We start from the raw sequence: 24,199 nt of genomic DNA on the forward strand, positions 1-24,199 counted from the left end.
GGCGTTTGGCGCCTATTTTCTTTCGAGGCCGTATTTTTTCAACTTGGCGTGAAGGCCCTGACGGCTGAGGCCGAGTTGGCGCGCGGCGGCCGTGCGATTACTATTGCACTGTTCGAGCGCGGCCAAAATCGCCTTGCGTTCGATCGCTTCCGTCGACATGCGCACAATCGCTTCGAGCGTGCGGTTGTCCAAAGCCTCGATCGACAGCCCCCGATCGGCGACTTCGCGCGAAGGCTGGCCGGACGCGTGACGAATGTCGCGAACGAGAAGCCCGAAATAATTGGGCGCGTCCGCGTCGTCGCCGACGGCCGTAATCTCGACGGGAGTCGACTGACCGAGTTCGCCGTCGATGCGCGTCTGGAAACGACGCAGATCGCCGTGCTTGCGAATGAGCGCCATCACGACATTGGCGTCGGCGCCCGGGCTCGACAGCCAGCGCGTCAGTTTAGAGCCGATCGCCGCGACTTCCGCGCCGAGCTGAACGAGATCGAGAAAGGCCCCATTGGCGGCCCGCACGATCCCGTCGCAATCGATGACGACAAAGCCTTCGGGCAAGCGATCTATAAACGACGCAATCGACACGCCGCTGGCGTGGGAGGCGTTGTCGGCCTCGCGCATCGGCGTGAGCTGGCAGATGAAAACCGCGCTGGCTTCCGCGTTCATGAGCGACGCGCGCAGGCTCCACAATCCGGCTGACGGCGTTGGTTGAATGACGATTCCCGGCGCGCGCCCTTGCTCGCGCGTCTTTTCGAGAAGTTGATCGAGCGCGCGCCGATCGCGCTGGGAAAGTTGCGGCAGGAATGGTGCGCCCGGCGAGAGATAGAGATCCTTCGCCGCGCGAAAATTCGCTTCGACAACGCGCAGATCGGGGACGTTGACCAGCGCAACGGCTTCCGTCGTCGCGTCGAACAGCGTGCGATAGCGCGTCTCGATTTCGCGCATCTTCCAATAATCGCGTTCGCGCGCCTCCTGCGCCAGTTGCAGACGCGCCTGCAATTCGCTGATCGCCTCCAGATTGCGGCCAATGGCGATGAATCCGGCCTCGCCGAGGCTGAAGGTCGTATATTCCATCGGCAACTCGAGGCCGCTGGGAAAGCGCTGACGCACCTGGAAGCAGGAAGGATCGCCGCGCAGACGCACATCCTCGATTTTTTTCAACGTGAGGCTGTCGATGGCGGGATCGATCGTCTCGCCCCAGCGCCGGCCGCGCCATTGGTCGAGCGGTTCTCGCGCCAGCGACTCAGCGGTCACGACCTTCTGGATGACGCCGTCCTCGTCGAGCGTCAGCGTCAAATCAGGGCGGGTATAGGCTTTGTCGGTCATCGTCACGCTCAATGCGGCGCGGCGCGCGCGCCCGCGCGGCGATCCATTGCCTGCGTGCCGTCGGCGATGGAAGTCATAGTGCGAACCGAGCCCCCTTCAGTCACCCCCTACATAATGGGGTTTGGCCGAAAAAATTGCTACGTTTCCGTGCCGCAGCGTCGAAATAATGTTGCCGGTCGTTGGTTGGACTTGCGTTCGCCCTGCACAGGTGTAAAGTAAGAGTTACATATGGAGCGTAAGGCGCGCTTGTCTCGCGCGCGAGGGGGGCGAATGGCGCCGATTCAGGTCAAGCTCCCGCAGGAAGCGGCCCACGCGCCGCAGGCCGTTCAGACGACGCCAGCCGCCGCGCCGCGGCCTTTCGGCGCTCCCGCGCCATTTCCCTTCTCCGCGATCGTCGGCCAGGACGATATGAAGCTCGCCTTTCTGCTCGCGGCGATCGACCCGTCGGTCGGCGGCGTGCTGGTCTTCGGCGATCGCGGAACGGGGAAATCCACGGCCGTGCGCGCGCTGGCGCGCCTGCTCCCGCGGATGCGCGCCGTCAGCGACTGCGCCTATAATTGCGATCCGGCTGCGACCTCGGCGCTTTGCGACGCCTGTCGGAAAGGCTCCTTGAAAACGGCGCTGCGGCCGGTTCCCGTCATCGATCTGCCGCTGGGCGCGACCGAAGACCGCGTCGTCGGCGCCCTCGACCTCGAACGCGCGCTGACGCGCGGCGAAAAGGCGTTCGAGCCGGGCCTGTTGGCCAAGGCCAATCGAGGATTTCTCTACATCGACGAAGTCAACCTGCTCGAAGATCATCTTGTCGATCTCCTGCTCGACGTCGCCGCCTCTGGCGAGAATGTCGTGGAGCGCGAGGGGCTGAGCGTGCGCCATCCGGCGCGTTTCGTTCTCATCGGCAGCGGCAATCCAGAGGAGGGCGAGTTACGGCCGCAATTGCTCGATCGCTTCGGTCTCGCCGTCGACGTGAAAACCCCGACCGACATCGCCACGCGCGTCGAGGTCGTGCGGCGGCGCGACGCGTTCGAGCGCGATCCAACGCGCTTCCATCGCGCCTTCGCCGCCGAGGAGCAGAAGCTGCGCCGCCGCATCGGCGCCGCGCGCGGCCGCGTCGGCGACATCGAGACGTCGGACGCCGTGCTCGAAAAAGCGGCCCGGCTCTGCGTCGCGCTCGGCGCCGACGGGCTTCGCGGCGAGCTCACCCTGTTGCGGGCCGCCCGCGCGCTCGCGGCTTTCGAAGGCGAAGCGGCGGTCGGCGCAACCGAATTGCGGCGGGTCGCCGCCTTCGCGCTCGGCCATCGCCTGCGACGCAATCCGCTCGACGAAGCCGGCTCGGCCATCCGCGTCGCGCGGGCGATCGACGAGACCTTTGGCGCATGACCGGCGGGGCGTCTGCGCAGCGCGACGACGCCTGGACCCGGGCGCGCGTCGCGGCGGCGCTCTTCGCCGTCGATCCCCTGCAGTCCGGCGTCACGCTGCGCGCCCCGCCCGGACCCGCGCGCGACGCCTGGCTCGCTCTGCTGCGCGCCTATTTGCCCGAAGGCGCGCCGATGCGCCGGGCGCCGCTCGCCATCGCCGATGACCGTCTGCTCGGCGGCCTCGACCTCGCCGCGACGCTTCGCGCGGGGCGCCCGATCGCGGAAACCGGCCTCCTCGCGCAGACGGATGGCGGCGTGCTGGTGCTCGCCATGGCGGAGCGGCACAGCAGCGCGACCGCCGCCCGCTTCGTCGCGGCGCTCGACGACGGCAGGATCGAACTGGCGCGCGACGGGCTTGCGGGTCGACAAGACTGCCGCGTCGGCCTCGTCGCGCTCGATGAAGGCCATGAGCCCGACGAACGCCCGCCGGCGGCGCTGCTCGATCGCCTCGCCATCCATCTCGATCTCGAAGGGCTGCGTCCTTGCGGGGGCCGGGCGTGGGAGGTGACGCCCCAGGACGTCGTCGCGGCGCGGGCGCGCCTTGCCGATGTCGTGACGCCGCACGAAGCGATCGCCGCGCTGGTCGTCGCCGCGGCGCGTCTCGGCGTTCTCTCCTTGCGCGCGCCCTTGCTGGCGCGCCGCGTGGCGCGGGCGGCCTGCGCGTTGCGCGGCGGACGCGTCGTCGAAGACGTCGATCTCGAGGTCGCCGCGCGCTACGTCTTGGCGCCGCGCGCCACCTGCCTGCCGGCGCCGCCCGACGAGACCGCCGACGCGGCGCCCGACGAGACCGACGCGAGCCCCGAGGAGCCGAAAAACGACAACGAAGGGCGAGCTCAGCAGGCGCTGGAGGATGTCGTCGTCGCCGCCGCCCGCGTAGCGCTTCCAGCCGACCTCTTGGCGCGACTGGAACAAGGCGAACGATCGCGCGCGCCGTCGCCGCGGGGCGGCCATTCCGGCGCCGAACGCGTGTCGGCGCGCCGCGGCCGCCCGATGAATGTGAGGCGCGGCGCGCCGCGCGACGGCCGTCTCAGCCTGATCGACACGCTTCGGGCCGCCGCGCCCTGGCAGACGCTGCGCCGCGCCGAAACCCCCGACGCGCCGCCGCTCGCCCTTCGCATCCGCCCTGAAGATTTTCGCGTCAGGCGCTTTCGCGAGCGGCGCGGCACGGCGGCCATTTTTGTCGTCGACGCTTCCGGCTCCTCCGCCGCGCAGCGGCTGGCCGAAGTCAAAGGCGCGATCGAACTGATGCTCGCCGACTGTTACGTGCGCCGCGACAGCGTCGCGCTCGTCGCCTTTCGCGGCAAGCGGGCCGAAATCGCCTTGCCGCCGACGCGGGCGCTGGCGCGCGCCAAACGGCTGTTGGCGGCGCTGCCCGGCGGCGGCGGCACGCCGCTTGCGCTCGCGCTCGACGCGGCCGCGGCGCTCGCCGACAGCGTCAGGCGCAAGGGGCAGACGCCGCTCGTCGTTTTGCTGACCGACGGCAAGGCGAACATCGATCGCGCCGGCGCCCCGGGCCGCGCCCGCGCGCTGGAGGACGCGCTTTCGGCCGCGCGCGGACTGCGCGACGCAGGCTATGCGGCGCTCGCCGTGGACTCGTCCCCCGTGGCGAGCGGCGCCGACGCGCCGACCCGCAAGATCGCGGACGCCATGCAGGCCCGCTATCTGCGTTTGCCCTTCGTGGACGCAGCGCGTCTCTCGCAGGCGGTGCGCGCCGCGGCGATCAGCGCGTGAGCGCGCTCGCCTTGTTCGAGCCGCTCCACCCGCTCACGCTCGCTGAGGTCGGCGCCGATTGGCCGAACCGGGCCTCGAGCCGGATGATCGAGGCGGGCGGCCTCGTCTGGCATGTGCAGATCATGGGCGACGGCCCGACCCTGCTGCTGGCGCACGGAACCGGCGCGTCGACGCATTCATGGCGCGATCTCGCGCCGCTTCTTGCAAAACGCTATCGTGTCGTCGCGCCCGATCTTCCGGGCCATGGCTTCTCGTCCTCGCGCGGCGCGCGCACGCAGTCGCTTCCCGGCATGGCGCGCGCCGTCGCCGCCCTGCTCGACGCGATCGGCCTGTCGCCCACGATCGCCGTCGGCCATTCGGCGGGCGCGGCCGTGCTGGCGCGGCTTGCGCTCGACGGCGCGATCGCGCCCGAACGGCTCATCGCGTTGAATGGCGCGCTCGCGCCGTTCGAGGGCGTCGCCGGCTATCTGCTGCCGACGCTGGCCAAGGCGCTGTTTCTCAATCCGCTCGCGCCCCGCTATTTCGCCTGGAGCGCCAATCGCGCCGCGGTGACGCGCCTTCTCGACGGCACAGGATCGAAAATCGACGCGCGCGGCGTCGCCCTCTACGCGCGGCTTATGCAGAACCCGGCGCATGTCAACGCCGCGCTCAGCATGATGGCGCATTGGGATCTGCGCGCGCTCAACCGCGACTTGCCGCGCTTGCGCGTGCCCTTTCATCTCATCGTCGCCGAGAACGACAAGACGGTTCCCCCCGAAGGCGCGCGCAAAATCGCCGCTCGGCTTACAAACGCGCATCTCCATTCAGTTCAGGGGCTCGGTCATCTGGCGCATGAAGAAGCGCCGTCCCGCTTTGCGCAGCTCGTCTTTGACATCGCCGAAAGCGAAACCTGAGACCATACGCCGCTGCCCGCGTGCGCGAATAAATTTGCAAAGTGTCAATTTTGTTTTACGCTCGGTCCGATTGACGCCCGCGAAAGGGACAGCCATGCGCATCCTCTTCATCCATCCCAATTATCACTCCGGCGGCGCGGAGATCGCGGGCAATTGGCCGCCAGCCTGGGTCGCCTATCTCTCCGGGGCGTTGAAGAAGGCCGGTTACTCCGACATAAAATTCATCGACGCCATGACCTTCGACGTGGGCGACGACGCCCTGCGCGAGGCGATTGTCGATTACGATCCTGACGTCGTCGGCGCCACGTCGATCACGCCGTCGATCTACAAGGCGCAGCAGGCGCTGAAGCTCGCCAAGGAGGCGGCCCCACGCGCGATCACGGTGCTCGGCGGCGTGCACGCCACTTTCATGTATCGCCAGGTGCTGGCGGAAGCGCCCTGGATCGACGCCATCGTGCGCGGCGAAGGCGAGGAAATCATCGTCAATCTCATCCGCGCCATCGACGAAAAACGCTGGCCTGCCGAACGCGAGACGATCAAGGGCCTCGCCTATGCGCAGGACGGCAAGGTCGTCGCGACGGCCGCCGCGCCGACCGTGAAGAATATCGACGACATCGTCGCCGACTGGGGCATTCTGAACTGGGAAAAATATAATTACATCCCGCTCGGCGTGAAGGTCGCCATCCCCAATATGGCGCGAGGCTGCCCCTTTACTTGTAGCTTCTGCAGCCAGTGGAAATTCTGGCGCGACTACCGCATTCGCGATCCGAAGAAAGTCGTCGACGAGATCGAAACGCTGATGCGCGATCATGGAGTCGGCTTTTTCATCCTCGCCGACGAGGAGCCGACGATCAACAAGAAGAAATTCGTCGCCTTCTGCCAGGAGCTGATCGACCGCAAGCTCGACATCCTCTGGGGAATCAATACGCGCGTCACCGACATCTTGCGCGACGAAGCGCTTCTGCCCTTCTACCGCAAGGCCGGGTTGATCCATGTCTCGCTCGGCACCGAAGCGGCGGCGCAGCTCAAACTCGATCTCTTCAACAAGGAGACGACGGTCGCGCAGAACAAGCGCGCGGTCGAATTGTTGCGCAATGCGGGCATTGTCGTCGAGGCGCAATTCATCGTCGGTCTCGAGAATGAGACGGCCGAAACGCTGGAAGAGACCTATCGCATGGCGCAGGACTGGAAACCCGACCTCGCCAATTGGTCGATGTATACGCCTTGGCCTTTCTCCGATCTCTTCAAGGAGCTCGGCGACAAGGTCGAGATCTTCGACTACGAGAAATACAATTTCGTTACGCCCATCATCAAGCCGCAGGCGATGGACCGCGGCGAACTGCTCGACCGCGTGATGAACAATTACCGCCGCTTCTATATGAAAAAGGCGCTGTTTTCCTATCCCTGGGCGGGCAGCGGCCAGCGCCGACGCTATCTTCTCGGCTGTCTGAAGGCTTTCCTCAAGGCCGGCTTCGAGCGCAAATTCTACGACCTCGGCAAGGTCGACTATTGGGGGCCGCAGTCGCGCAAGAAGGTAAAATTCGACTTCGACACGACGCGACAGCGCGCGGCGGACGAGGATGTCGAGTGGCAGGTCACGCACAACCGGCCCGCCAGCACAATGCACGAGGCGGCCCAGGCGATGGCCTGCGGCGGGAGCAAACAGCAGTTCGAGGAGGCGCTGAGCGAGGCGCCGCTCGACGCCGTGATCGCGCAGGAAAGCGCCAAAGCGCATGAACATCGCGTTCATTGAGGCGGCGAACAAACCGGCCGTCATCGGCCCCAACGCCATCACCCGCATGGCGGAAGCCTTGTCGGCTGCGGGCGACGATTCGCTCTGCGAGGAGATTTTCGCGTCCGCAGGGCTGACCAAATATCTTGCGGAGCCGCCGACGCAGATGGTTTTGGAAACGGACGTCGCCAAGCTGCATCGCGTCGCAATTGACAGGCTGGGCGAATCCCGAGCGGCGGATGTTTCGCGAGACGCGGGACGGCGGACGGGCGACTATCTCCTGACGCATCGCATTCCGCCAATGGCGCAACGCGTCTTGAAGAGAATGCCGCGCGCGCTGGCGGCCCGCATTCTCGTCGCGGCGATCGCGCGCCATGCCTGGACTTTCGCCGGCGGCGGAGATTTCGGCTATGCGTTTTCGACGACGCTCACGCTGCGGCTGAAGGGCTCGCCAATCTGCAAGGAGCTCCACACGCGCGAACCTGCTTGCGCTTATTTCGCCGCGACATTCGAGCGCGTGTTCGGCGCAATGCTGGGACCAGGAGTCCGCGTCGTGGAAACAGCATGCGAGGCGACCGGCGGGCCGGCCTGCGTTTTCGAGGTTCGCTGGTAGCGCGCCCGGCTAATTCGCCGGGACGAGCCAGTCTTCCGCCGGCGGATAGCCTTCGCCGACCGCCATCCGGTAATGCAGCGTCAACCCGTTGATCGCCTTGCGCAGCGCATCGCCGGGCGAATCGGCCTCCGAGGCGCAGCTCCAGTTGGGGCAGGGTTGACGCGGCGTCTTGATCGCGTGGCTCTGACGATAGACGATGCGCGATCCCCATGTGCGACGTAAGCGGATGGTGACGACCGTCTGCAGCGCGCCCACGCGGATCAGAAACGCGCCTTCCTCGTCACGCCTCTGCACAATGCTGATGCAGTCGTCCTGCAAGGCCTTGTCGACTGTGCACACGGTCAAGTCCTTTCATTTTCCTCCGAGAAACGGAAAGCCTCTTATGCGCCGCGTGAGGCAGCCTGGCCGGAGGGCGCCGACCAGGCGTCGCTTAGATCAGGGCCTCGCCTTGCCGCCGAGCTCGGGAAAGTCCTTCGCCATGCTTTGGCCCAGAAGCGGCTTGCTCGCCCCCTGATGACACGTGGCGCAATTGGCTTTCGGACTGTCGCCGAGCGGACCGAGCCGATTCGCCGGATAGGTCGCATGCAGCGGTTCGAGATAGACGGCGTTTAGTTCGCGCATCATGTCGAGAGCGTTGTAGGCGACGGCGCGTTGCGGGTTGCTTTGGTCCCAACCGGCCCAAAAGCGCGAATTGTGACAGAAGCCGCAATTGACGCCCAACGCCTCCGACATGTGGATCATCAGCGCATAGGTTTGCTGGGTCTGCTGGAGCGAGGCGTTCGACGTTCCCTCAGGCAAGGCCGTGGTGGCTTGCACGCGGATCTTGTCGTCGCCGAGGAGATGCGGATTGAACGGATCAACCGGCATGGTCGTCAGGCCGTTCGACTTCGTCGGATGGCCAAAGCCGTAATTATGCGCCGACATGCCGCCCGCATGCGGACCGCCCTGATTCTCGAACCAGATGTTGCTCGGCACGGGCTGGCCGCGGTGACACGTGTAACAGGTCACGCCCGTGTCGGCGACATGCGACGTGTAAGCCGTGTTGATCTGGCGGTTCATCTCCAGCATGCGCCGCGCGACGATCTTCGTATAAAGCCCGTCGTCGGCCAGATTCTCCGTGTTATGGCAATAGGCGCAGCCCTGCTCGGGCGACACCCATTGCGTGATCGCGACCATCACACGGTTGAACTGCTCGGTGCTGAGGTCGGTGAGCACCTTCACATTCTTATAGGCCTGCGTCGCGCGCTCGCCGGAAGGGTCTGCCTTGTCGATTGCCGCCGGCAACGCGTTGGCCGCTTCGAGAATGCGCTTGTCTTGCGCGCTGATCAGCTGTTGCTGGCCGACGCCGCGAAAGCCGGTCTGCACGCCGTAGATCGGCGGAAGCACCCAGCCCGCGGTCACCAGCATGGCGATGGTCAGAAGCGTCGCGATGACGGCCCCGAGCAGAGAGAGAGCGATTCTCATTGCGCGCCTCCCGTGGCGAGAGCCGGATCGACGACGGGCGGGAAGACATGCGGATATTGTGGCGCAATCCCGTGCACGACGCCCCATAGATACCAATTGTCGACGACCGTGCCCGTGAGAAGGATGCCGATGCCGCCCGTCAGCGGCGTCAGCACCGCAAACCACCAGGCCCAGCGATGGATCGACTCCATCGTCGCGTTGAAGCCCATCGTCCAGCGCCAGAACAACGCCGCACGCTCGGAGGCCGTGCCGCGATCGAGAATCTGTTCGATCTCGCGTTCGCCCCCGAAACGTCCCACCGCGAGAATGGTCGCGCCATGCATGGCGAAGAGCAGCGCCGAGCCATAGAGGAACGCGATGGAGAGCATATGGAAGGGATTGTAGAAGAGATTGCCGTAGCGGATCGAAAACGCCGCGGTCCAGTCGAGATGCGGAAAGATCCCGAATGGCACAGCCTCGCTCCAGCTCCCCATCAGCAGCGGCCGGATGAAACCGAGCACGAGATAAAGCCAGATCGCCGAGAGAAAGGCCCAGGCCGTATGCGTGCCGAGCCCCAGCGCCCGGGCGCGCCGATAGACGCGCCACCACCACAGCAGCACCGACGCGGTGAGGAAAAAGCCGGCGATGAGCCACCACCCGCCTTCGCTGAGCGGCGGCAGGATCTGGACGCCATATTGCGGTTTCGGCGGTTCGAGCGCGAGCCAAGGCAATTGGCGCACGAACTGGATGGGGTCCCAGTTCACCGAGGCCCACATGTTGAGGCCGATGATCTCGAAGGCGATGAAGCCGAAGAGAAGCGACACGAGGCCGGTGTAACCGAGATAGATCGGGCCGATCTGCGCATTGCCGAGACGGCCGAGCAGATAGGAGAAGGTCGCAGAGCTGCGATCCTCGTTGAGGATCGGGACGCCCGCCTCCGCCGCGGCGCCGCGAACCTGCACCTGCGTGAAGATGTTTTGATAATAGGCCACGGATTCTCTCCCTTGCCTCAGCGCCAGACGGGAAGATTGAGCCACCAGTTCCACCACTCGGGCCAGCCGCGAGTCCAGAACGGGCCGCTGATGATCATGCACACGGCGCTGAAGAAGACGGCCGCAAGCGCGAGAAACAGACCGAGCCGATGGATGCCCAGCGTGCCGATCGAATAGCCCATGACGTCGCGGAAAAAAGTGTCTTCGTATTCGGGGGTCTTGACCGCCTCGCCCTTCGGCGGATTGGTCGCCGACAGCACGAGGGCGCCATGCAGGGACAAGGCGAAACATGTCGCAAAGAAGAACGACACGGCGATCATATGGGCGGGATTATAGTGGAAATGCAGATACTGGTAGCCGGTGTTCGAGACCCAGTCGAGGTGGCTGATGATGCCGTAGGGGAAGCCGTATCCCCAGGCGCCGAGGAGCAATGGCCTGATGATGACCAGCGACACATAGGCGAAAATCGCAAAGCCGAAAGCGACCGGCACGTGATAGCCGATGCCGAGCTTGCGACAGATTTCGACTTCTCGCAGCGCCCAGGACACGAAGGCGCCGGTCGCGCAGATCGTGATGATCTGCCACAGACCGCCTTCCTTTAGAGGCGCGAGCGCAAGGCCGTATTTGAGATCGGGCGGCGCGATGTTGATCTGCCACAGATTCCAGGTCGGCCCCAGCGCCGCGCCCCAGATGATGAGCGCCGTGCCCAGACCCGCGAAGATGACGGTCGTGACGCCGAAGAAGCCGACATAGAAGGGACCGACCCAGAAATCGAAGAGGTCGCCGCCGATGAGCGTGCCTCCGCGCACGCGATATTTTCTCTCGAAACTCAGCATGGCCATGGCCGCGCCTCCGATGGGAAATCAACGTTTTTTGGGCCGCGGGCGGAAACGGGACGGCGCATCCGTCCGCGGCGAGACAGCAAAGCGATTAGCCGAACGATGTCGGCGCAAGCGTTTCGATCTGTCCGGTCTTCTGCACGCGCGGCCCTTCCAGCCAATTGAACCGGTCGGTGCTGAGCAGGATGAAGTGGATCAGCAGGGCCAGCGTGAACAGGAAGGCGCCCAGCGCGACGAGCACGCGGCGGGGATCGAAAAGCAGCCATATCTTGTACATGGCCAACTCCTATTAGCCGATGAGGGTCAGCGCGGCGTGCGCAGCGTTGGTCACGCCGTCGAGCAGCGCGTATCCTTTGGGGCCGGGCAGCCAGGGTCGCCAGTTCCACACCAGCACATGCGCGATGATCGCGATGACAGTGAAGATCAGGAAGCTTTTGATGAAGAGACTATGGAACTCCACAGCCTCTGCCTCTGTCAGTCCCGACAGAGAACTCCGCTCTTTATCGATGGCCATGATTGACTCCGTTAGCAATGCCGCGCACGCCTTACGCGGCCGAAGCATCGCGGCCCTCAAAAAAGGTCGCGACAGGCGTTCCGCACCGGGCTTAATCCCGGGCGAAGCTCTGCAGCATGGCCCGCGCCATCAGCGCATATGAAATTGCAATGGACAGGTTCTCGCGCGTCTCGCCGATCACGGATTTTGGCGGCGACCCGTCTTCGGCGGAAAACGGCAGCGCGCGCCAGATAAGGGCGGCGGCGAGAAACACGGGAAAGAGCGCGCCAAACAGCAGCGACGCTTTGAATCCCCCGCCGCGAGTCGATGGAGGCGAATAGGTCGTCGAACTCATGGCTTCTCCTTCCTTGCGAAACGTCTGACGGCGCCGATCATGCGCTCGTCTCCATCACCAGCCTGCGGGCATGTTCGACGCTCGGCGTCGTGACCGCTGCGTCGCCAGCATGGCGCGCCGCGTTTTCCGCGGCGTCGCGGAGCCGTTTGGCCGCGGAAATGCGCATGAGAACGGGCGTCGCCTCGACAAGGTCGTCGAGCAAGCGTCTCGCCGCGTCCTCCCAGGGGATTTCGCGGTGAAGCCGCGACGGCGTCGGGGCCACCTTGTCGAGCTCCGTTCCGAGCGGCAGGATGTTGAACAAAGCGTCGAAGAGCGCGTTGCAGACTTCCTGCACGAGATAGACCGCGCCGGCGTAGCCCATGAAGGGCGTGCCGGTGTGGCGCCGGATGATGGCGCCGGGGAAAGACGCCGGCACATAGATGGCGCGCCCGCCGGCTTCGGCGGCGTACATGCGTTCGTTGTAGCTGCCGAAGAGAACCAACGGCGGCGTCTCGTGAATGGCCTTGCGCACCGCGGCATTGTCGGTCTTTTCGCCGGCCTTGCGTCCGATCGCGAAGGCGCACGGCAGGCCCATTTCGTCTTCGAGGAAATGCCGCAGGCCGCGCGCGTAAGTCTCCGTCGCGACGACGCCGAAGGAGGCCGTGCCAAAGAAGTCCTGCGTAACAGAGCGCCAGAGATCCCAAAGCGGCTTGATCGTCGTGTGTTTCTCGCGCTCGATGAAAGGCTCCGGATCGAGCCCGAGCTCCTCGCCGAGCCTTCGGAGAAACTTCGTCGTGCTGTGCAGGCCGATCGGCGCCTGAAGATAGGGACGATCCAGCGCCTCGCAGAGCTGGCGGCCGAATTCGCGGTACATGCAGATGTTGACGTCGGCGTCCGCGAGGCGCGGCGTGTCGGCGATATGGCTGCCGAGCGGAAACACCATATTGACCTCGGCGCCGACGCCTTCGACGAGGCGGCGGATCTCGGCGAGATCGGACGGCATGTTGAAGACGCCGTAGCAGGGGCCGATGATGTTGACGCGCGGCTTCTCGCCTGGCGCGCGCGCCTTTCGCGGCGGCGCGCGGCCCTTCTTCACGCCATATTCGCTCCACAGCCAGCTCATGGCGCGATTGGCGCATTGCCACTGGTCTTCGTCGATCGTGCGCGGCAGGAAGCGTTGAATGCCGGTGCCTTCCGGCGTCACGCCGCCGCCGATCATTTCCGCGATGGATCCCGTCACGACGATGCTCGGCAGATCGGGATCGAGCGTCGCATGCGCGCGCTTCATCGCGCCCTCGGTGCCGTGGCGGCCGAGCTCTTCTTCCGACAATCCGGTGACGACGATCGGCAGTTCGTGCGGCGGCAAGGCGTCCGTATAATGCAACACCGACGTGACGGGCAGATTCTCGCAGCCGACCGGGCCGTCGATGACGACCTGCAGGCCCTTGATCGCCGTGAAGACATAGACGGCGCCCCAGTAGCCGCCGGCCCGGTCGTGGTCGAGGACTAGCATGAGCCCATCTCCTCGGCCGGCTTGCGCGCCATTCTGGCGCGCTGCTTCTTGCGGAAATCGACGCGATCCTGCGGCGTGTCCTGCCAGACGCCGGCGGCGAATCCGACGCCCACGCCCGCGAAGAAGTCGTTCATCTCGTCGAAGCGCGCGCGATTGCCGATCGCGGCGTTGACGACCTTGGCGAGCGAGCCCGCGCCGGCGACGCCCATCAGCGGACGCGCGGAGATGAGATTGGTGAAGTAAAGCGCTGGCGTCGCATTCTGCTTCGCCTTCTGCACGACGGGCGTGGTCCCGATGGCGAGATCGGGCTTGAATTCATCGAAAGCGGCGAGATCCTGCTCGAGCGAGGCGCGGAACTGGACATGCACGCCTTTCGCCTCGAGCCAGTCGCGGTCGGCCTCGCTGAAGCGCGTGCGCGGGCAGGCCGTGCCGACATAGCGAAGATCCGCGCCCGACTCGACCAGCAGGCGGCCGACGAGAAGCTCCGACCCTTCATAGCCTGAAAGCGTGATGCGGCCCTTGATGGGCGTCGCCGCAAGCGCGCCTTTTATCGCTGGCAGCACGCGCGCTTTCGCGGCGTCGATCTTGTCGCGCCCGACGTTGCAGGCGGCGCCGATATTTTCGAGCCAGGCCGCCGTCCCCTGATAGCCGACCGGCGCGGAGCCGACGACATTGCGGCCGGCCGCTTCGAACTCGCGCACGCAGGCGGCGTAGAACGGGTGGATCGCCGCCGCCGCGGCGCAATCCAGCGCGCCATAAAGTTCGCGCCATTCGCGCGTCGGAACGACGGGGCCGGCGGCGAGGCCGAGCGGTTCGAGCATTGCGCCGATCTGCATCGGATCAGCGGGGAACATCTCACCGATGAGGGCGATGGTCGGCATTCCCGCGCGCGCGCCGCGCGGGGCCTGGACCGGGCCCTGTTCCGCCTCGAGGCGCGCGACGCGCAGCATGGCGCCGGCGAGCACGTCCTTCGCCTCCGCATGCGTCGGCACGCCGAAGCCCGGCACGTCGACGCCGATGATCCGTACGCCGTTGATCTCGCGCGGCAGCAGACGCAGCGGCACGCCGGACGCGGTCGGCACGCAGAGATTGATGATGACGACGGCGTCGTATTTTTCCGGATCGGCAAGTTGATGCGCCGCCGCGCGGATGTCCTCGAACAATTTGCCGGTGACGAGCGTCTCGGAGCTGAACGGCACATAGCCGACCGTGCGCCGCGCGCCGTAGAAATGCGAGGTGAAAGTCAGGCCGTAGACGCAGCAGGCGGAGCCCGAGAGCACCATGGCGGTGCGCCGCATGCGCAGGCCGACGCGCAGCGATCCGAAGGCCGGGCACATGCTTTGCGGCTGATCGTGCGGGCCCTGCGGATAATCCTGCGCGTAGCGCCCGAGCGTTTCGCTCATGCCGGCGGCTTGCGCCGCGGCGCGCATCTTCTCCTTGCCGGCGTGACATCCGAGGCCGTCTTCCTGCGGCGCCGGAGAATTGTCGTCCCTCTCCGCTGTGGAGATTTGATAGGGAGCAAGATCGTTCATCGCCGTCTCCCTCAGATGCTCTCATAAACGACTTCGAGAGACGGCTTTTGCGTCAGCGTTCCGCCGCACATGTCTTCGGGCGTCGCGGGTTCGAGCGTCACGTCGCGCCCGACGGCGTCGCTGGAGAAAAGGCCGAGCAGCTCATCCTGCGTCAGGGGCTTCGGTCGGTTGGGCTGCGACGTCGCGACATTTGTCGCGAGCGCGGCGAAAAGCCCGCCCCAGCGGCCATCGGGACGCCCGATGATCTCGTAGCTCGCGCTCTTGCGGCGGATATCGTCGTCGGCGGGGATCGACGCGAGAATGGGGATTCCGGCGGCCTCGGCGAAGGCCTGCGCCTCGCCGGTTCCGTCGTCCTTGTTGACGACGAGGCCGCCGACGCCGACATTGCCGCCGAGCTTGTGGAAATATTCCACAGCCGAGCAGACATTGTTGGCGACGTAGAGCGATTGCAGATCATTGGAGCCGACGACGATGACCTTCTGGCACATGTCGCGGGCGATCGGCAGGCCGAAGCCGCCGCAGACCACGTCGCCGAGAAAATCGAGCAGCACGTAATCGAAGCCCCATTCGTGGAAGCCCAATTTTTCGAGCAGCTCGAAGCCGTGGATGATGCCGCGTCCGCCGCAGCCGCGCCCGACTTCCGGACCGCCGAGCTCCATCGCGAAGACGCCGTCGCGTTTGAAACAGACGTCGCCGATGGCCACTTGGTCGCCAGCCAGCTTCTTCTTTGTCGATGTTTCGATGATGGTGGGGCAGGCGCGTCCCCCAAAGAGCAGCGATGTGGTGTCGCTCTTCGGGTCGCAGCCGATGAGCAGCACTTTCTTGCCCTGCTGCGCCATCATGTAGGAGAGGTTGGCGAGCGTGAAGCTTTTGCCGATTCCGCCTTTACCGTAGATGGCGACGATCTGCGTTTCCTTCGTCGCGACGGTCGGCGCGGGATCGATCGGCGTCGCGGCCTCCTCTCTGAGCAGATGCGCGGGCGGCGACGCGCGTTCGGCGGCGGTCAGAAAGCCTTCTGCGTCATTCATGCTACCGCCCTCCAGTCGAGCACCATTTTCAGACAGCGCGGATCGTCGAATGCGATCGGATAGGCGACCGGCGCCTGCAGCGCGAAGCGCCGATGCGTGATGAGGTCATCGAACGAGAGCCGCCCGTCTTCGACGAGGCGAACCACGCCGGAAAGATCGTCGGGCCGCCATTGCGCCGCGACGCGCAACCGCGCCTCGCGCATGAAGGCGGGCGGGAAATCGAAGGCGAGCGGCCGCTCGTAAAACCCCGCGAGCACGATTTCGCCGCCGGGCGCGAGATGCGCAATCAGCCTGTCGAGAATGGCCGGATCGCCGCTCACGTCGTAGATCACGTGGTAATCACGGCGGGTATCCGCATCCGGATCGACGACGGCGTAGCCGTCGGCTCCGTCACGACGCTCCGGATCGCGCTCCCAGACGGCTGGTTGGCCGCCGGCCGCAACGCTGAGGCGCGCGAGCAGACGGCCGAGCACGCCATGGCCGACGATGAGTTCGCGCCCCTTGGGCGCGACGCCGCCGCGCGCGTGATGCGCCGTCGCCGCGAGGGCGAACAGAACGCCCTTGTCGCCGAGCGTCTTCGGTATGGCGATGGCGCGCGAGCCCTTGACGACGAGATGCGACGCGGCGCCGCCGAAGAGTCCGCGAACCGCTCCAAAGCACGTTGCGCCCGGCGCAAAGACGCGCTGACCGACCGTGAAGCCGCTCTCGGGGCCGGCTTCGATCACTTCGCCGACGGTCTCGTAGCCTGGCACGAGCGGATAGCCCATGCCGGGGAAATCCGGCATGCGTCCGGTGTAAAGAAGTCTTTCGGTTCCGGTGCTGACGCCGCTCCACAGCGTCGCGACGACGACGTCGGCGTCGCTTGGCGCGTCGATTGGCAAGCGGCTGAGCGCCAACCTGCCGGGCTCCTCGAGGACGATGGCGAGCGCATTGAACATCATCGGCCTTCCGCGCATCCCGCGCCTGACAAGCATAGCCGACAGTCAGTCTATAAAGACATTTGGAAGCGTCAACTAAAAATTACACACGCCGGCCGATAATGACGCTCGCCAAGAGCGGCCGCGGCGTCGGAAGGCGGCGAATGGCTGTAAATCCAGCCTCTTGCAACAACTGCGTCATTTCGGCTTCGCGGCGCGGCCGGCCGCTGCCCATGGCCAGCAGGTAAAAGCCAAAGTAGGCGTCGCCGATCGTTTCGGCGCCCGGCGTTTCGGCCAGGGGCTCGGCCACGAGCAGCGTCCCGCCCGGCGGCAGCGCCGCATGGGCTGCGCCCAGCGCCGCGCGCGCCGTTGCGTCGTCATGGTCGTGCAGCACGCGGATGAGCGTCACAATGTCTGCGCCGGCGGGCAAAGGCTTTTCGAGAAAACTGCCGCCATGCGTCTCGACGCGCGCGAGCCCCCGCGCCGCGAGCCTGTCGCGCGCGCGCTCCGCGACCGGCGGCAGATCGAAGAGCTTCAGGCGCAGCGCCGGATGACGCCCCGCGACGGCCGCAACGAAGGCGCCCTCGCCGCCGCCGACGTCGAGAAGGGTTTGGTGGCGCGCGAACGAATAGGAGTCGAGCACGTCTTCGGCGATGAGCTGCTGCGAGCGCGCCATCAAGGCGCTATAGGCGCCGCAGGCCTGCGAATCGCCGTCGTGGCCTGCCGCATAAGGCCAGAACCGAGAAAGCCGGGTCGTGGTCTCGCCACGCAGCAAGGCGACCGGATCGCGCATGTCGTCGTAGAGCAGGGCATGATGCTCGACGAAGGCGCCGACAGACGGATTGGCGAGCATCGACGCGCCGAGATCGTCGAGCGCATACCGATCTCCCGGCAGCGCGCGCAGGAGCTTCAGCGACGCGGCGGCGCGCAGCAGACGCCGCGTCGCGTCGGCCGAGAGATCGAGGCGCGCCGCAAGCTGCGTTTCATGCAGCGGACCGGCCGCTAAAATCTCGAACAGCCGCAGCCGCACGCAGGCGAGAAGAATCTGCGAATAGACGAAGCCGGCGCAAAGATCGAACAGCGCCTTGGCGCGGCGGCGCGCAATGACGCGCGTGAGCGGAAAGCTCGCCGCCCAGCGTTGAAAACGCGGGTCCGCGACGCGCTGATTGCGCCAGTTGAGGAAGCGCTCGCGCCAGGAGCGCGCGCCCGACGCCGAGGGCGAAACAGCCGACACCGGCGGGCTCAGGCGGCCGCGCGCGCGAGCTGTTTGGGAAAGAACAGCCTTGTCTGCGCCTCGATGAGCTGGCGCAACTCCAGTGCGCCCGGGCAATCCGGGACGGAGGCCACCGCCGCCTTCACCAAGCCTTCCAGGCGCGCTTTCGCCCCGTCGACGCCGAGCTCCGCGGCGGCGTTGGGCCGCAGCCGAATCGCGTCCTGTCCGATGGGCTTGCCGAGTTCCTCCGCGTCGCAGAGAACGTCGCGAAGATCGTCGGCGACCTGATAGGCCTCTCCGAGCTTTTCGCCCAACGCCCGCCACGGCTCGGGATCATGCCCCGCGGCGGCCGCGCCGCCCATCGTCGCGGCGACGAACAGCGCGCCCGTCTTGGCGCGCTGGTAATCGGAGAGCGGGACCGCGACCTCGCATTCCCAGGCCTGTCCGGCGACAATGCCATGCGGCGAGCCGACCGATTGCGCGACAATGCCGATCAACGCCGCCATTTGCGCCGGGTTCCGCCGCGCCGCGCCGCCAAGCGTCGCGAAGGCGTGCACGATCAGCGCGTCGCCCGCCAGCACCGCGAGCGCCTCGCCATATTCGACATGAACCGAGGCCTTGCCGCGGCGAAGGCCGGCGTCGTCGAAGCAGGGGAGGTCATCGTGGACGAGCGAGGCGCAATGCAAAAGTTCAATCGCCACGGCCGTCGCGTCGGAGGCGATGCGGTCGGGATCGCCGCAGGCGTTGGCGACCGCCAGACAGAGCTGCGGCCGGATGCGGTGGCCCGCCGGAAACACCGCATAATGCAAGGCGGAAGCGAGGAGGGGAGGCGCGCCGGGCCCCCGCGCCAGCGCAACGGCCTGCTCCAGCGCCTCTTCGATCCGCGCGGCAGTCTGCATGGCTTGCCTCCGTCATTTTGTCTAGACGCTCTGACTGTCATTAAATATTGACAGATTTGCCGACTGAGTCAATTGTCTTGCACCTCATTGGAGCGAACCGCGCAGGCCGGAAGGCGAAGACATGCGAACGCAGCGCGTGATTGTGATAGGGGCCGGCGTCGGCGGGCTCGTCGCCGCGCTGCTGCTGTCGGCGCGCGGCTTCGAGGTGACGGTGATCGAGCGCGCCGAGAGCCCGGGCGGCAAGATGCGCGAGGTCGAGGCGGGCGGGCTCAGACTCGACGCCGGCCCGACGGTCTTCACCATGCGCTGGGCGTTCGACGAGATTTTCGACGAGGCGGGCGCGGACTTCGCCAGTCTCCTGCGCCTGCGGCCCGCCGAGATTCTCGCGCGACACGCGTGGCAGGATGGCGCGCGCCTCGATCTGTTCGCCGATTTGGCGCGCAGCGCCGACGCGATCGCCGCTTTGGCGGGGCCTGACGAGGCCGAGGGCTTTCGCCGCTTCTGCGCGCGGGCGCGGTCGATCTACGAAACCTTGCGCGATTCCTTCATTCTCGCGCAGCGGCCGAGCCCCGTGCGTCTCGTGCGCCGCGCGGGTTTCGGCGGTCTGCCGAACCTCCTGCGCATCTCGCCCTTCACGACGATGTGGGATGAGCTCGGCAAATATTTCCGCGATCCGCGCTTGCGCCAGCTCTTCGGCCGCTATGCGACTTATTGCGGATCGTCTCCCTTCGCCGCGCCGGCGACGCTGATGCTCGTCGCGCATGTCGAAATGGACGGCGTATGGCGCATCGACGGCGGCATGCACAGGCTCGCCTGCGCGCTCGCCGATCTCGCGCAGGCGCGCGGGGCCGACTTTCTCTACGCGCGCAACGTCGCGCGCATCCTGGTGCGGTCCGGGCGCGTCGTCGGCGTTGCGCTGGATAACGGCGAAACCATCGAAGCCGACGCCGTCGTCATGAATGGCGACGTCGCGGCGCTGCGCGCCGGCCTGCTGGGCGCCGACGCCCAGAGCGCCGCCCGCGACGCGCCGGGCGCGCAGCCGTCGCTGTCGGCCATGACGCTGGCGATGCGCGGGCGGGCGACGGGCTTTCCGCTCGTCCGCCACAATGTGTTTTTCTCACGCGATTACCGCGCCGAATTCGACGACATTTTCGCGCGCCGCCGCCTGCCCGCCGCGCCGACCGTCTATGTCTGCGCGCAGGACCGCGACGATGACGACGCGGCGCGCGACGACGAGCGGCTGTTCGCTCTGGTCAACGCGCCCGCTGGAGACGGCGCCGGCGACATTTCGCAGGAGGAGTTCGGCCGATGCGAGGACTCAATGATGCAAACGCTCGCGGATTGCGGCCTGCGGATCAGCGCGGCGGCGACGTCGCGTACGGCCCCGGCGGACTTCGCGCGGCTTTTTCCGGGAACGGGCGGGGCGATCTACGGTCAGGCCTCGCACGGATGGATGGCGTCCTTCACCCGCCCGGGCGCGCGGACGCGTCTGCCAGGTCTTTATCTTGCGGGGGGCAGCGTTCATCCGGGACCGGGCGTGCCGATGGCCGCGATTTCGGGACGGCTCGCGGCCCACTCCTTGACGGCGGATTTGATTTCGACGCGGCCGTCACGCCGGGCGGCTATCGCTGGTGGTATGTCGACGCCGTAAGCGACGACGGCGCATTCGGCTTCACTGTCATCGCGTTCATTGGAAGCGTGTTCTCGCCCTATTACGCCTGGTCCGGCTGGCGCGATCCCTATCGGCACTGCGCCGTCAATGTCGCGCTTTACGGGCCGCGCGGCGCGCGCTGGGCGATGACGGAGCGCGGGCGCACGCGCCTGCGGCGGTCGCCAAACGTCCTGGCTATCGGCCCGAGTTCGCTTCAATGGCGCGATGGCGCGCTCATCATCCGCGTCGATGAAATCGCCGCGCCGGTCCCGAGGCGCATTCGCGGCGAAATCCGGGTCGAGCCGCAAGGGGTCAACGCGCATGCGTTCACGCTCGAAGCGCGCGGCCGTCACGTCTGGCGGCCAATCGCGCCCGCCGCGCGCGCTTGCGTCGATCTGGAGGCGCCTGATCTGCGTTGGCAAGGACACGCCTATTGCGATACGAACGGCGGCGACGAGCCGCTCGAAAAAGCGTTTTCTTTCTGGACATGGTCGCGCGCGCGCCTGAACGACGGCGCCGCGATTTTCTACGATGCGGAAAGACGCCGGGAAGCGCCCCTGTCGCTCGCGCTTCGCTTCGACGCCGCGGGCGCGGTCTCGACGCTGGAGCCCCCGCCGATCGCGGCCCTGCCGCAGACGAAGTGGCGGATGCCGCGCACCACGCGCGCCGAGGCGGGCGCGGCGCAGCTGCGGCGCACGCTCGAAGATACGCCATTTTACGCGCGCTCGCTGATCTCGACCCGCTTCGACGGCGCCCCGCTCGAATGGGTCCATGAGAGCCTGTCGCTCGATCGCTTCGCCCATCCGCTCGTGCGGCTGATGCTGCCCTTCCGCATGCCGCGGCGCGATTGACGCCTCAGTCGGGCTTGTCGCGCGACTGTTCGCGCCGAAGCCGTTGGCGCGCCTTCTCGGTCGCATGGAGCTGCCAGACGCAGAATGCGATCAGCAGGCCGAAAGAGAACGCCATTTCCACTAAGCCGTAAGAGGATTCCGGCATTCGCTACTCTCCGAAGCGCTCGGCGCGTTCGAGACGCTCGAACATCTCCAGCGTGCGAACGAACTGCAGGACGAAACCGGCGGCTTGGGCAGGCGCGCCACGCACGGGCTCGCGCGCGACGGCGTCGACCAGAAACGCAGCGCAATCGAGCGCCGGGGCCGGCGCGCCGCGCGACAGCCAGGGCGAGAGCGCGACGGCCTTTCCGAGCAAAGCGACCTTGGCGCCGCCGTTCACCCGCGCGCGGTGAGAGATCGAGTCGAAGGCGTGGCGACGGCCGAGCGTGCGGCCGATCTCGGCGTAAAGAAGCGCTGCGGCGAGGATCGCGGGGCGGCAGCTCTTTGGCAGATGCGCGACGCCGCGCCGGGCGCGTGCGTAAAGGAGATCGGCCTCGTCGAGCAAGCGCGCGACGACAGCCTTCACCGCCGGCGTCGCGACCGGCGCGGCAAGAAACGCGTCGGGATCGATTTGAGCCTCGAGTAGCCAGGCCAGCGGCAGATAGAGGCGGCCGGCGCGCGCATCTTCGCCAACGTCGCGGGCGATGTTGGTGAGTTGCATGGCGACGCCGAGATCGCAGGCGCGGGCGAGCGTCGCGGAATCGCGCACGCCCATCATCAGCGTCATCATCACGCCGACGGCGCCGGCGACGCGCATGGCGTAGGCCTGAAGATCGTCGAAAGTCTCGTAGCGCCGCCCTTCGGCGTCCCAGGCCAGTCCTTCGAGCAGCGCTTCCGGCGCGGCGAGCGGGATGGCGTAGTCGCGCATGACGTCCGCCATGGCGCGGTCCGCCGGCGCATGCTGCGGGCGTCCCTCGTAAGCCAGGGCGAGACGCGCACGCAGACGCGCGACGGCGTCGAGCGACCCGCCGTCGAGATCGACGGCGTCGTCGGAGAGACGACAGAAGGCGTAGAGTCCGTATGCGGGCTTGCGCACGCGCGGCGGCAACAGCAGCGAGGCGGCGTGAAATGAGCGCGACCCCACGCGGATGGCGGCGGCGCAGTGCGCATGGTCGGCGGCGGTAGCAAAGGAATATTTAGGCGAAAACGGATGCATGCGGCGCCACCTTGTCGAGAATACGCGCCGAGGAAAGCACGCCCGGCAGGCCGGCGCCCGGATGCGTTCCCGCGCCGACGAGAAAAAGATTGCGCACGTCCTCGCTCGCATTATGCGGCCGGAACCAGGCGCTCTGCGTCAGAATCGGCTCGAGACCGAAGGCGGCGCCGCGATAGGCGTTGAGATCGGCTTCGAAATTGAGCGGCGTGGTAATGCGGGACGTTACGATCTCCGAGGAGAGGCCGGGCAGAACGCTGGCTTCCAGAAAGGCGGCGATACGGCGTCGATAAGACGGCGCGATCTCGGACCAGTCCTGTCCGCCGTCGAGATTGGGAACGGGCGAGAGCACATAAAAGGCGTCGCATCCGGGTGGCGCCAGGGAAGGGTCCGTCGCCGTCGGCCGATGCAGATAAAGGCTGAAATCCTGCGCGAGAATCTTTCGCTCGAAAATATCCTTCAGCAGTTCGCGATACCGCGGCCCCATCAGGATGGTGTGATGCGCGACGTCGTCGTAGCGCCGGCGCGTCCCGAAATACCAGAGGAACAGGCTCATCGAATAGCTTGCGCGGGCGAGCTTGCGGTCGCTCCAGCGTCGGCGCGCCGAAGCGGGAAGGAGATGGCGATAGGTCCAGGCGGAATCGGCGTTGGAGACAACGATGTCGGAGTGGATTGTCTCCCCGTCCGCAAGGCGAACGCCGCGCGCCGCGCCTCTTTCGACGATGATCGACTCGACGTCGCAGCCATAGCGGATGTTTCCGCCCTGCCCGTCGATGAGGTCGACGAGGCCCGACACCAGCGCCCCCGTGCCGCCCATGGCGAAATGCACGCCCCAGCGATTTTCGAGCGCCGCGATCAGACAATAGATCGCGCTGGCGCGAAATGGGTTGCCCCCGATCAGCAGCGGATGAAAGCTGAAAATGGTGCGCAGACGCTCGTCTCGGAAATGTTGCGAGACCAGCGCATAGACGCTGCGGTAGCCCTGCAGCCGGATGAGATCCGGCGCGATGCGCGCCATGTCGAGCGGCGACGAAAAGGGAACGTCGCCGAGCTGTTCGAAACCAATGCGGCAGATTTCGCGGCTCGCTTCCATGAAGCGCATGAAGCCGTCGACGTCGGAGGGCGAAAAGCGCGCGACCTCGGCGCGCATCGCCGCCATGTCGCCGCTGTAATCGAAACAGGCGCCGTCGTCGAAGCGAATGCGATAGAAGGGCGACATCGGCTTCAGTTCGACGTCGTCGGCCATGCGGCGCCCGCACAACGCCCAGAGCTCCTCGAAAAGAAACGGGGCCGTGACGATGGTTGGGCCGGCGTCGAAAGTAAAGCCGTCTTGACGATACACATAGGCGCGCCCGCCGGGCGCGTCGCGCTTCTCCAGCACCGTGACCCGATAGCCCCGCGCCCCCAGGCGTATGGCGGCCGCAAGCCCGCCAAATCCGCCGCCGATCACCACGGCCCGCGCTCGGGCCGCTGGCGTCTTCGAGGAGCGCTCGGCAAGTGTCAACATAAGTGGACAGTAGCGCGCGCGGCCGGAATGATCAAGCCGGATTGACAGCCGCACAGCCGCGTCTTCGCCGGAACACCTCCGGTTCACG

General features: G+C 66.5%; 24 protein-coding genes. 7 read left to right on the forward strand and 17 right to left on the reverse strand.

What is annotated here, in order from left to right; genetic code table 11:
* Positions 1-12: 12 nt before the first annotated feature.
* Positions 13-1,323 carry a transcriptional regulator PpsR gene (gene ppsR / locus RVU70_RS09140; protein WP_363351152.1) on the reverse strand — a complete coding sequence of 437 codons (1,311 nt, stop codon included), beginning with the start codon at positions 1,321-1,323 and terminating at the stop codon, positions 13-15.
* Between the two features lie 270 nt (positions 1,324-1,593).
* Between ppsR and bchI the strand changes: the two genes are divergently transcribed.
* The 5 genes from bchI to bchJ all read left to right on the forward strand — a co-directional run bounded on the left by bchI (position 1,594) and on the right by bchJ (position 7,707).
* Entirely contained in the window at positions 1,594-2,700 is a 1,107-nt protein-coding gene (gene bchI, locus RVU70_RS09145; protein ID WP_363345492.1) for a magnesium chelatase ATPase subunit I, read from the forward strand.
* Entirely contained in the window at positions 2,697-4,469 is a 1,773-nt protein-coding gene (locus RVU70_RS09150) for a magnesium chelatase subunit D (RefSeq protein ID WP_363345494.1), read from the forward strand. Before bchI ends, RVU70_RS09150 begins: the two co-directional genes overlap by 4 nt.
* Positions 4,466-5,362 carry an alpha/beta fold hydrolase BchO gene (gene bchO / locus RVU70_RS09155; RefSeq protein WP_363345496.1) on the forward strand — a complete coding sequence of 299 codons (897 nt, stop codon included), beginning with the start codon at positions 4,466-4,468 and terminating at the stop codon, positions 5,360-5,362. Before RVU70_RS09150 ends, bchO begins: the two co-directional genes overlap by 4 nt.
* A gap of 94 nt (positions 5,363-5,456) precedes the next feature.
* Entirely contained in the window at positions 5,457-7,115 is a 1,659-nt protein-coding gene (gene bchE, locus RVU70_RS09160) for a magnesium-protoporphyrin IX monomethyl ester anaerobic oxidative cyclase (RefSeq protein WP_363345498.1), read from the forward strand.
* A complete protein-coding gene (bchJ, locus tag RVU70_RS09165) occupies positions 7,096-7,707 on the forward strand; it encodes a bacteriochlorophyll 4-vinyl reductase (protein ID WP_363345500.1) in 612 nt (203 codons plus the stop codon). The genes bchE and bchJ overlap by 20 nt, the downstream gene beginning before the upstream one ends.
* Before the next feature lie 9 nt (positions 7,708-7,716).
* Here the strand turns inward: bchJ and RVU70_RS09170 are convergent, their stop codons facing one another.
* The 13 genes from RVU70_RS09170 to RVU70_RS09230 all read right to left on the reverse strand — a co-directional run bounded on the left by RVU70_RS09170 (position 7,717) and on the right by RVU70_RS09230 (position 18,910).
* Positions 7,717-8,046 (reverse strand): hypothetical protein, encoded by a 330-nt coding sequence (locus tag RVU70_RS09170; RefSeq protein WP_363351284.1) that lies wholly within the window; start codon positions 8,044-8,046, stop codon positions 7,717-7,719.
* 96 nt (positions 8,047-8,142) lie between these two features.
* The gene (gene pufC, locus RVU70_RS09175; RefSeq protein WP_363345502.1) at positions 8,143-9,171 is read right to left on the reverse strand and encodes a photosynthetic reaction center cytochrome PufC; all 1,029 of its coding nucleotides are present in this window, start codon (positions 9,169-9,171) and stop codon (positions 8,143-8,145) included.
* Positions 9,168-10,142 (reverse strand): photosynthetic reaction center subunit M, encoded by a 975-nt coding sequence (gene pufM, locus RVU70_RS09180; RefSeq protein ID WP_363345504.1) that lies wholly within the window; start codon positions 10,140-10,142, stop codon positions 9,168-9,170. The genes pufC and pufM overlap by 4 nt, the downstream gene beginning before the upstream one ends.
* Before the next feature lie 17 nt (positions 10,143-10,159).
* On the reverse strand, positions 10,160-10,984 hold the full coding sequence (gene pufL / locus RVU70_RS09185; RefSeq protein ID WP_363345506.1) for a photosynthetic reaction center subunit L: 825 nt from the start codon (positions 10,982-10,984) through the stop codon (positions 10,160-10,162).
* 88 nt (positions 10,985-11,072) lie between these two features.
* Positions 11,073-11,258, reverse strand: a complete 186-nt coding sequence (gene pufA / locus RVU70_RS09190) for a light-harvesting antenna LH1, alpha subunit (protein WP_363345508.1) — start codon at positions 11,256-11,258, stop codon at positions 11,073-11,075.
* A 12-nt stretch (positions 11,259-11,270) separates the two neighbouring features.
* Positions 11,271-11,495 carry a light-harvesting antenna LH1, beta subunit gene (pufB, locus tag RVU70_RS09195; RefSeq protein WP_363345510.1) on the reverse strand — a complete coding sequence of 75 codons (225 nt, stop codon included), beginning with the start codon at positions 11,493-11,495 and terminating at the stop codon, positions 11,271-11,273.
* Between the two features lie 91 nt (positions 11,496-11,586).
* Entirely contained in the window at positions 11,587-11,829 is a 243-nt protein-coding gene (locus RVU70_RS09200; protein WP_363345512.1) for a hypothetical protein, read from the reverse strand.
* A gap of 37 nt (positions 11,830-11,866) precedes the next feature.
* Positions 11,867-13,321, reverse strand: a complete 1,455-nt coding sequence (gene bchZ / locus RVU70_RS09205; protein WP_363345514.1) for a chlorophyllide a reductase subunit Z — start codon at positions 13,319-13,321, stop codon at positions 11,867-11,869.
* Entirely contained in the window at positions 13,315-14,853 is a 1,539-nt protein-coding gene (bchY, locus tag RVU70_RS09210) for a chlorophyllide a reductase subunit Y (RefSeq protein WP_363345516.1), read from the reverse strand. Before bchY ends, bchZ begins: the two co-directional genes overlap by 7 nt.
* A gap of 11 nt (positions 14,854-14,864) precedes the next feature.
* Positions 14,865-15,881, reverse strand: coding sequence for a chlorophyllide a reductase iron protein subunit X (locus RVU70_RS09215; RefSeq protein ID WP_363345518.1), 1,017 nt, complete (start codon positions 15,879-15,881; stop codon positions 14,865-14,867).
* Positions 15,878-16,822, reverse strand: a complete 945-nt coding sequence (gene bchC, locus RVU70_RS09220) for a chlorophyll synthesis pathway protein BchC (protein ID WP_363345520.1) — start codon at positions 16,820-16,822, stop codon at positions 15,878-15,880. The genes RVU70_RS09215 and bchC overlap by 4 nt, the downstream gene beginning before the upstream one ends.
* A 79-nt stretch (positions 16,823-16,901) precedes the next feature.
* Positions 16,902-18,032, reverse strand: a complete 1,131-nt coding sequence (locus tag RVU70_RS09225; protein WP_363345522.1) for a methyltransferase — start codon at positions 18,030-18,032, stop codon at positions 16,902-16,904.
* Positions 18,033-18,040: 8 nt separating this feature from the next.
* Positions 18,041-18,910: a polyprenyl synthetase family protein gene (locus RVU70_RS09230; RefSeq protein WP_363345524.1), complete on the reverse strand. Its 870-nt coding sequence runs from the start codon at positions 18,908-18,910 to the stop codon at positions 18,041-18,043.
* Between the two features lie 121 nt (positions 18,911-19,031).
* On the opposite strand from RVU70_RS09230, the gene crtD reads away from it, so the two are divergent.
* Together crtD and RVU70_RS09240 are read left to right on the forward strand one after the other, a co-directional pair.
* Positions 19,032-20,561, forward strand: a complete 1,530-nt coding sequence (gene crtD / locus RVU70_RS09235; RefSeq protein ID WP_363345526.1) for a 1-hydroxycarotenoid 3,4-desaturase CrtD — start codon at positions 19,032-19,034, stop codon at positions 20,559-20,561.
* A gap of 47 nt (positions 20,562-20,608) precedes the next feature.
* Entirely contained in the window at positions 20,609-21,412 is an 804-nt protein-coding gene (locus RVU70_RS09240; RefSeq protein WP_363345528.1) for a hydratase, read from the forward strand.
* A 4-nt stretch (positions 21,413-21,416) separates the two neighbouring features.
* Here the strand turns inward: RVU70_RS09240 and RVU70_RS09245 are convergent, their stop codons facing one another.
* The 3 genes from RVU70_RS09245 to RVU70_RS09255 are packed head-to-tail and all read right to left on the reverse strand — an operon-like array spanning position 21,417 to position 24,111.
* Entirely contained in the window at positions 21,417-21,557 is a 141-nt protein-coding gene (locus tag RVU70_RS09245) for a hypothetical protein (protein ID WP_363345530.1), read from the reverse strand.
* A 3-nt stretch (positions 21,558-21,560) separates the two neighbouring features.
* Positions 21,561-22,607 carry a phytoene/squalene synthase family protein gene (locus RVU70_RS09250; RefSeq protein ID WP_363345532.1) on the reverse strand — a complete coding sequence of 349 codons (1,047 nt, stop codon included), beginning with the start codon at positions 22,605-22,607 and terminating at the stop codon, positions 21,561-21,563.
* Positions 22,588-24,111 (reverse strand): phytoene desaturase, encoded by a 1,524-nt coding sequence (locus RVU70_RS09255; RefSeq protein WP_363345534.1) that lies wholly within the window; start codon positions 24,109-24,111, stop codon positions 22,588-22,590. Before RVU70_RS09255 ends, RVU70_RS09250 begins: the two co-directional genes overlap by 20 nt.
* Between the last annotated feature and the right edge of the window lie 88 nt (positions 24,112-24,199).

Source organism: Methylocystis echinoides (assembly GCF_040687965.1).
GTDB lineage: Bacteria > Pseudomonadota > Alphaproteobacteria > Rhizobiales > Beijerinckiaceae > Methylocystis > Methylocystis echinoides_A.

Excerpts from the sequence above, each read along its gene's own strand:
- RVU70_RS09150 (WP_363345494.1), top strand. The coding sequence starts at position 2,697 with ATGACCGGCGGGGCGTCTGCGCAGCGCGACGACGCCTGGACCCGGGCG.
- pufB (WP_363345510.1), bottom strand. The coding sequence starts at position 11,495 with ATGGCCATCGATAAAGAGCGGAGTTCTCTGTCGGGACTGACAGAGGCA.
- bchZ (WP_363345514.1), bottom strand. The coding sequence starts at position 13,321 with ATGCTAGTCCTCGACCACGACCGGGCCGGCGGCTACTGGGGCGCCGTC.
- RVU70_RS09250 (WP_363345532.1), bottom strand. The coding sequence starts at position 22,607 with ATGCATCCGTTTTCGCCTAAATATTCCTTTGCTACCGCCGCCGACCAT.
- pufC (WP_363345502.1), bottom strand. The coding sequence starts at position 9,171 with ATGAGAATCGCTCTCTCTCTGCTCGGGGCCGTCATCGCGACGCTTCTG.
- RVU70_RS09200 (WP_363345512.1), bottom strand. The coding sequence starts at position 11,829 with ATGAGTTCGACGACCTATTCGCCTCCATCGACTCGCGGCGGGGGATTC.
- bchY (WP_363345516.1), bottom strand. The coding sequence starts at position 14,853 with ATGAACGATCTTGCTCCCTATCAAATCTCCACAGCGGAGAGGGACGAC.
- bchC (WP_363345520.1), bottom strand. The coding sequence starts at position 16,822 with ATGATGTTCAATGCGCTCGCCATCGTCCTCGAGGAGCCCGGCAGGTTG.
- pufL (WP_363345506.1), bottom strand. The coding sequence starts at position 10,984 with ATGGCCATGCTGAGTTTCGAGAGAAAATATCGCGTGCGCGGAGGCACG.
- pufA (WP_363345508.1), bottom strand. The coding sequence starts at position 11,258 with ATGTACAAGATATGGCTGCTTTTCGATCCCCGCCGCGTGCTCGTCGCG.
- RVU70_RS09215 (WP_363345518.1), bottom strand. The coding sequence starts at position 15,881 with ATGAATGACGCAGAAGGCTTTCTGACCGCCGCCGAACGCGCGTCGCCG.
- ppsR (WP_363351152.1), bottom strand. The coding sequence starts at position 1,323 with ATGACCGACAAAGCCTATACCCGCCCTGATTTGACGCTGACGCTCGAC.
- bchI (WP_363345492.1), top strand. The coding sequence starts at position 1,594 with ATGGCGCCGATTCAGGTCAAGCTCCCGCAGGAAGCGGCCCACGCGCCG.
- RVU70_RS09255 (WP_363345534.1), bottom strand. The coding sequence starts at position 24,111 with ATGTTGACACTTGCCGAGCGCTCCTCGAAGACGCCAGCGGCCCGAGCG.
- RVU70_RS09245 (WP_363345530.1), bottom strand. The coding sequence starts at position 21,557 with ATGCCGGAATCCTCTTACGGCTTAGTGGAAATGGCGTTCTCTTTCGGC.
- RVU70_RS09230 (WP_363345524.1), bottom strand. The coding sequence starts at position 18,910 with ATGCAGACTGCCGCGCGGATCGAAGAGGCGCTGGAGCAGGCCGTTGCG.
- bchE (WP_363345498.1), top strand. The coding sequence starts at position 5,457 with ATGCGCATCCTCTTCATCCATCCCAATTATCACTCCGGCGGCGCGGAG.
- bchJ (WP_363345500.1), top strand. The coding sequence starts at position 7,096 with ATGAACATCGCGTTCATTGAGGCGGCGAACAAACCGGCCGTCATCGGC.
- crtD (WP_363345526.1), top strand. The coding sequence starts at position 19,032 with ATGCGAACGCAGCGCGTGATTGTGATAGGGGCCGGCGTCGGCGGGCTC.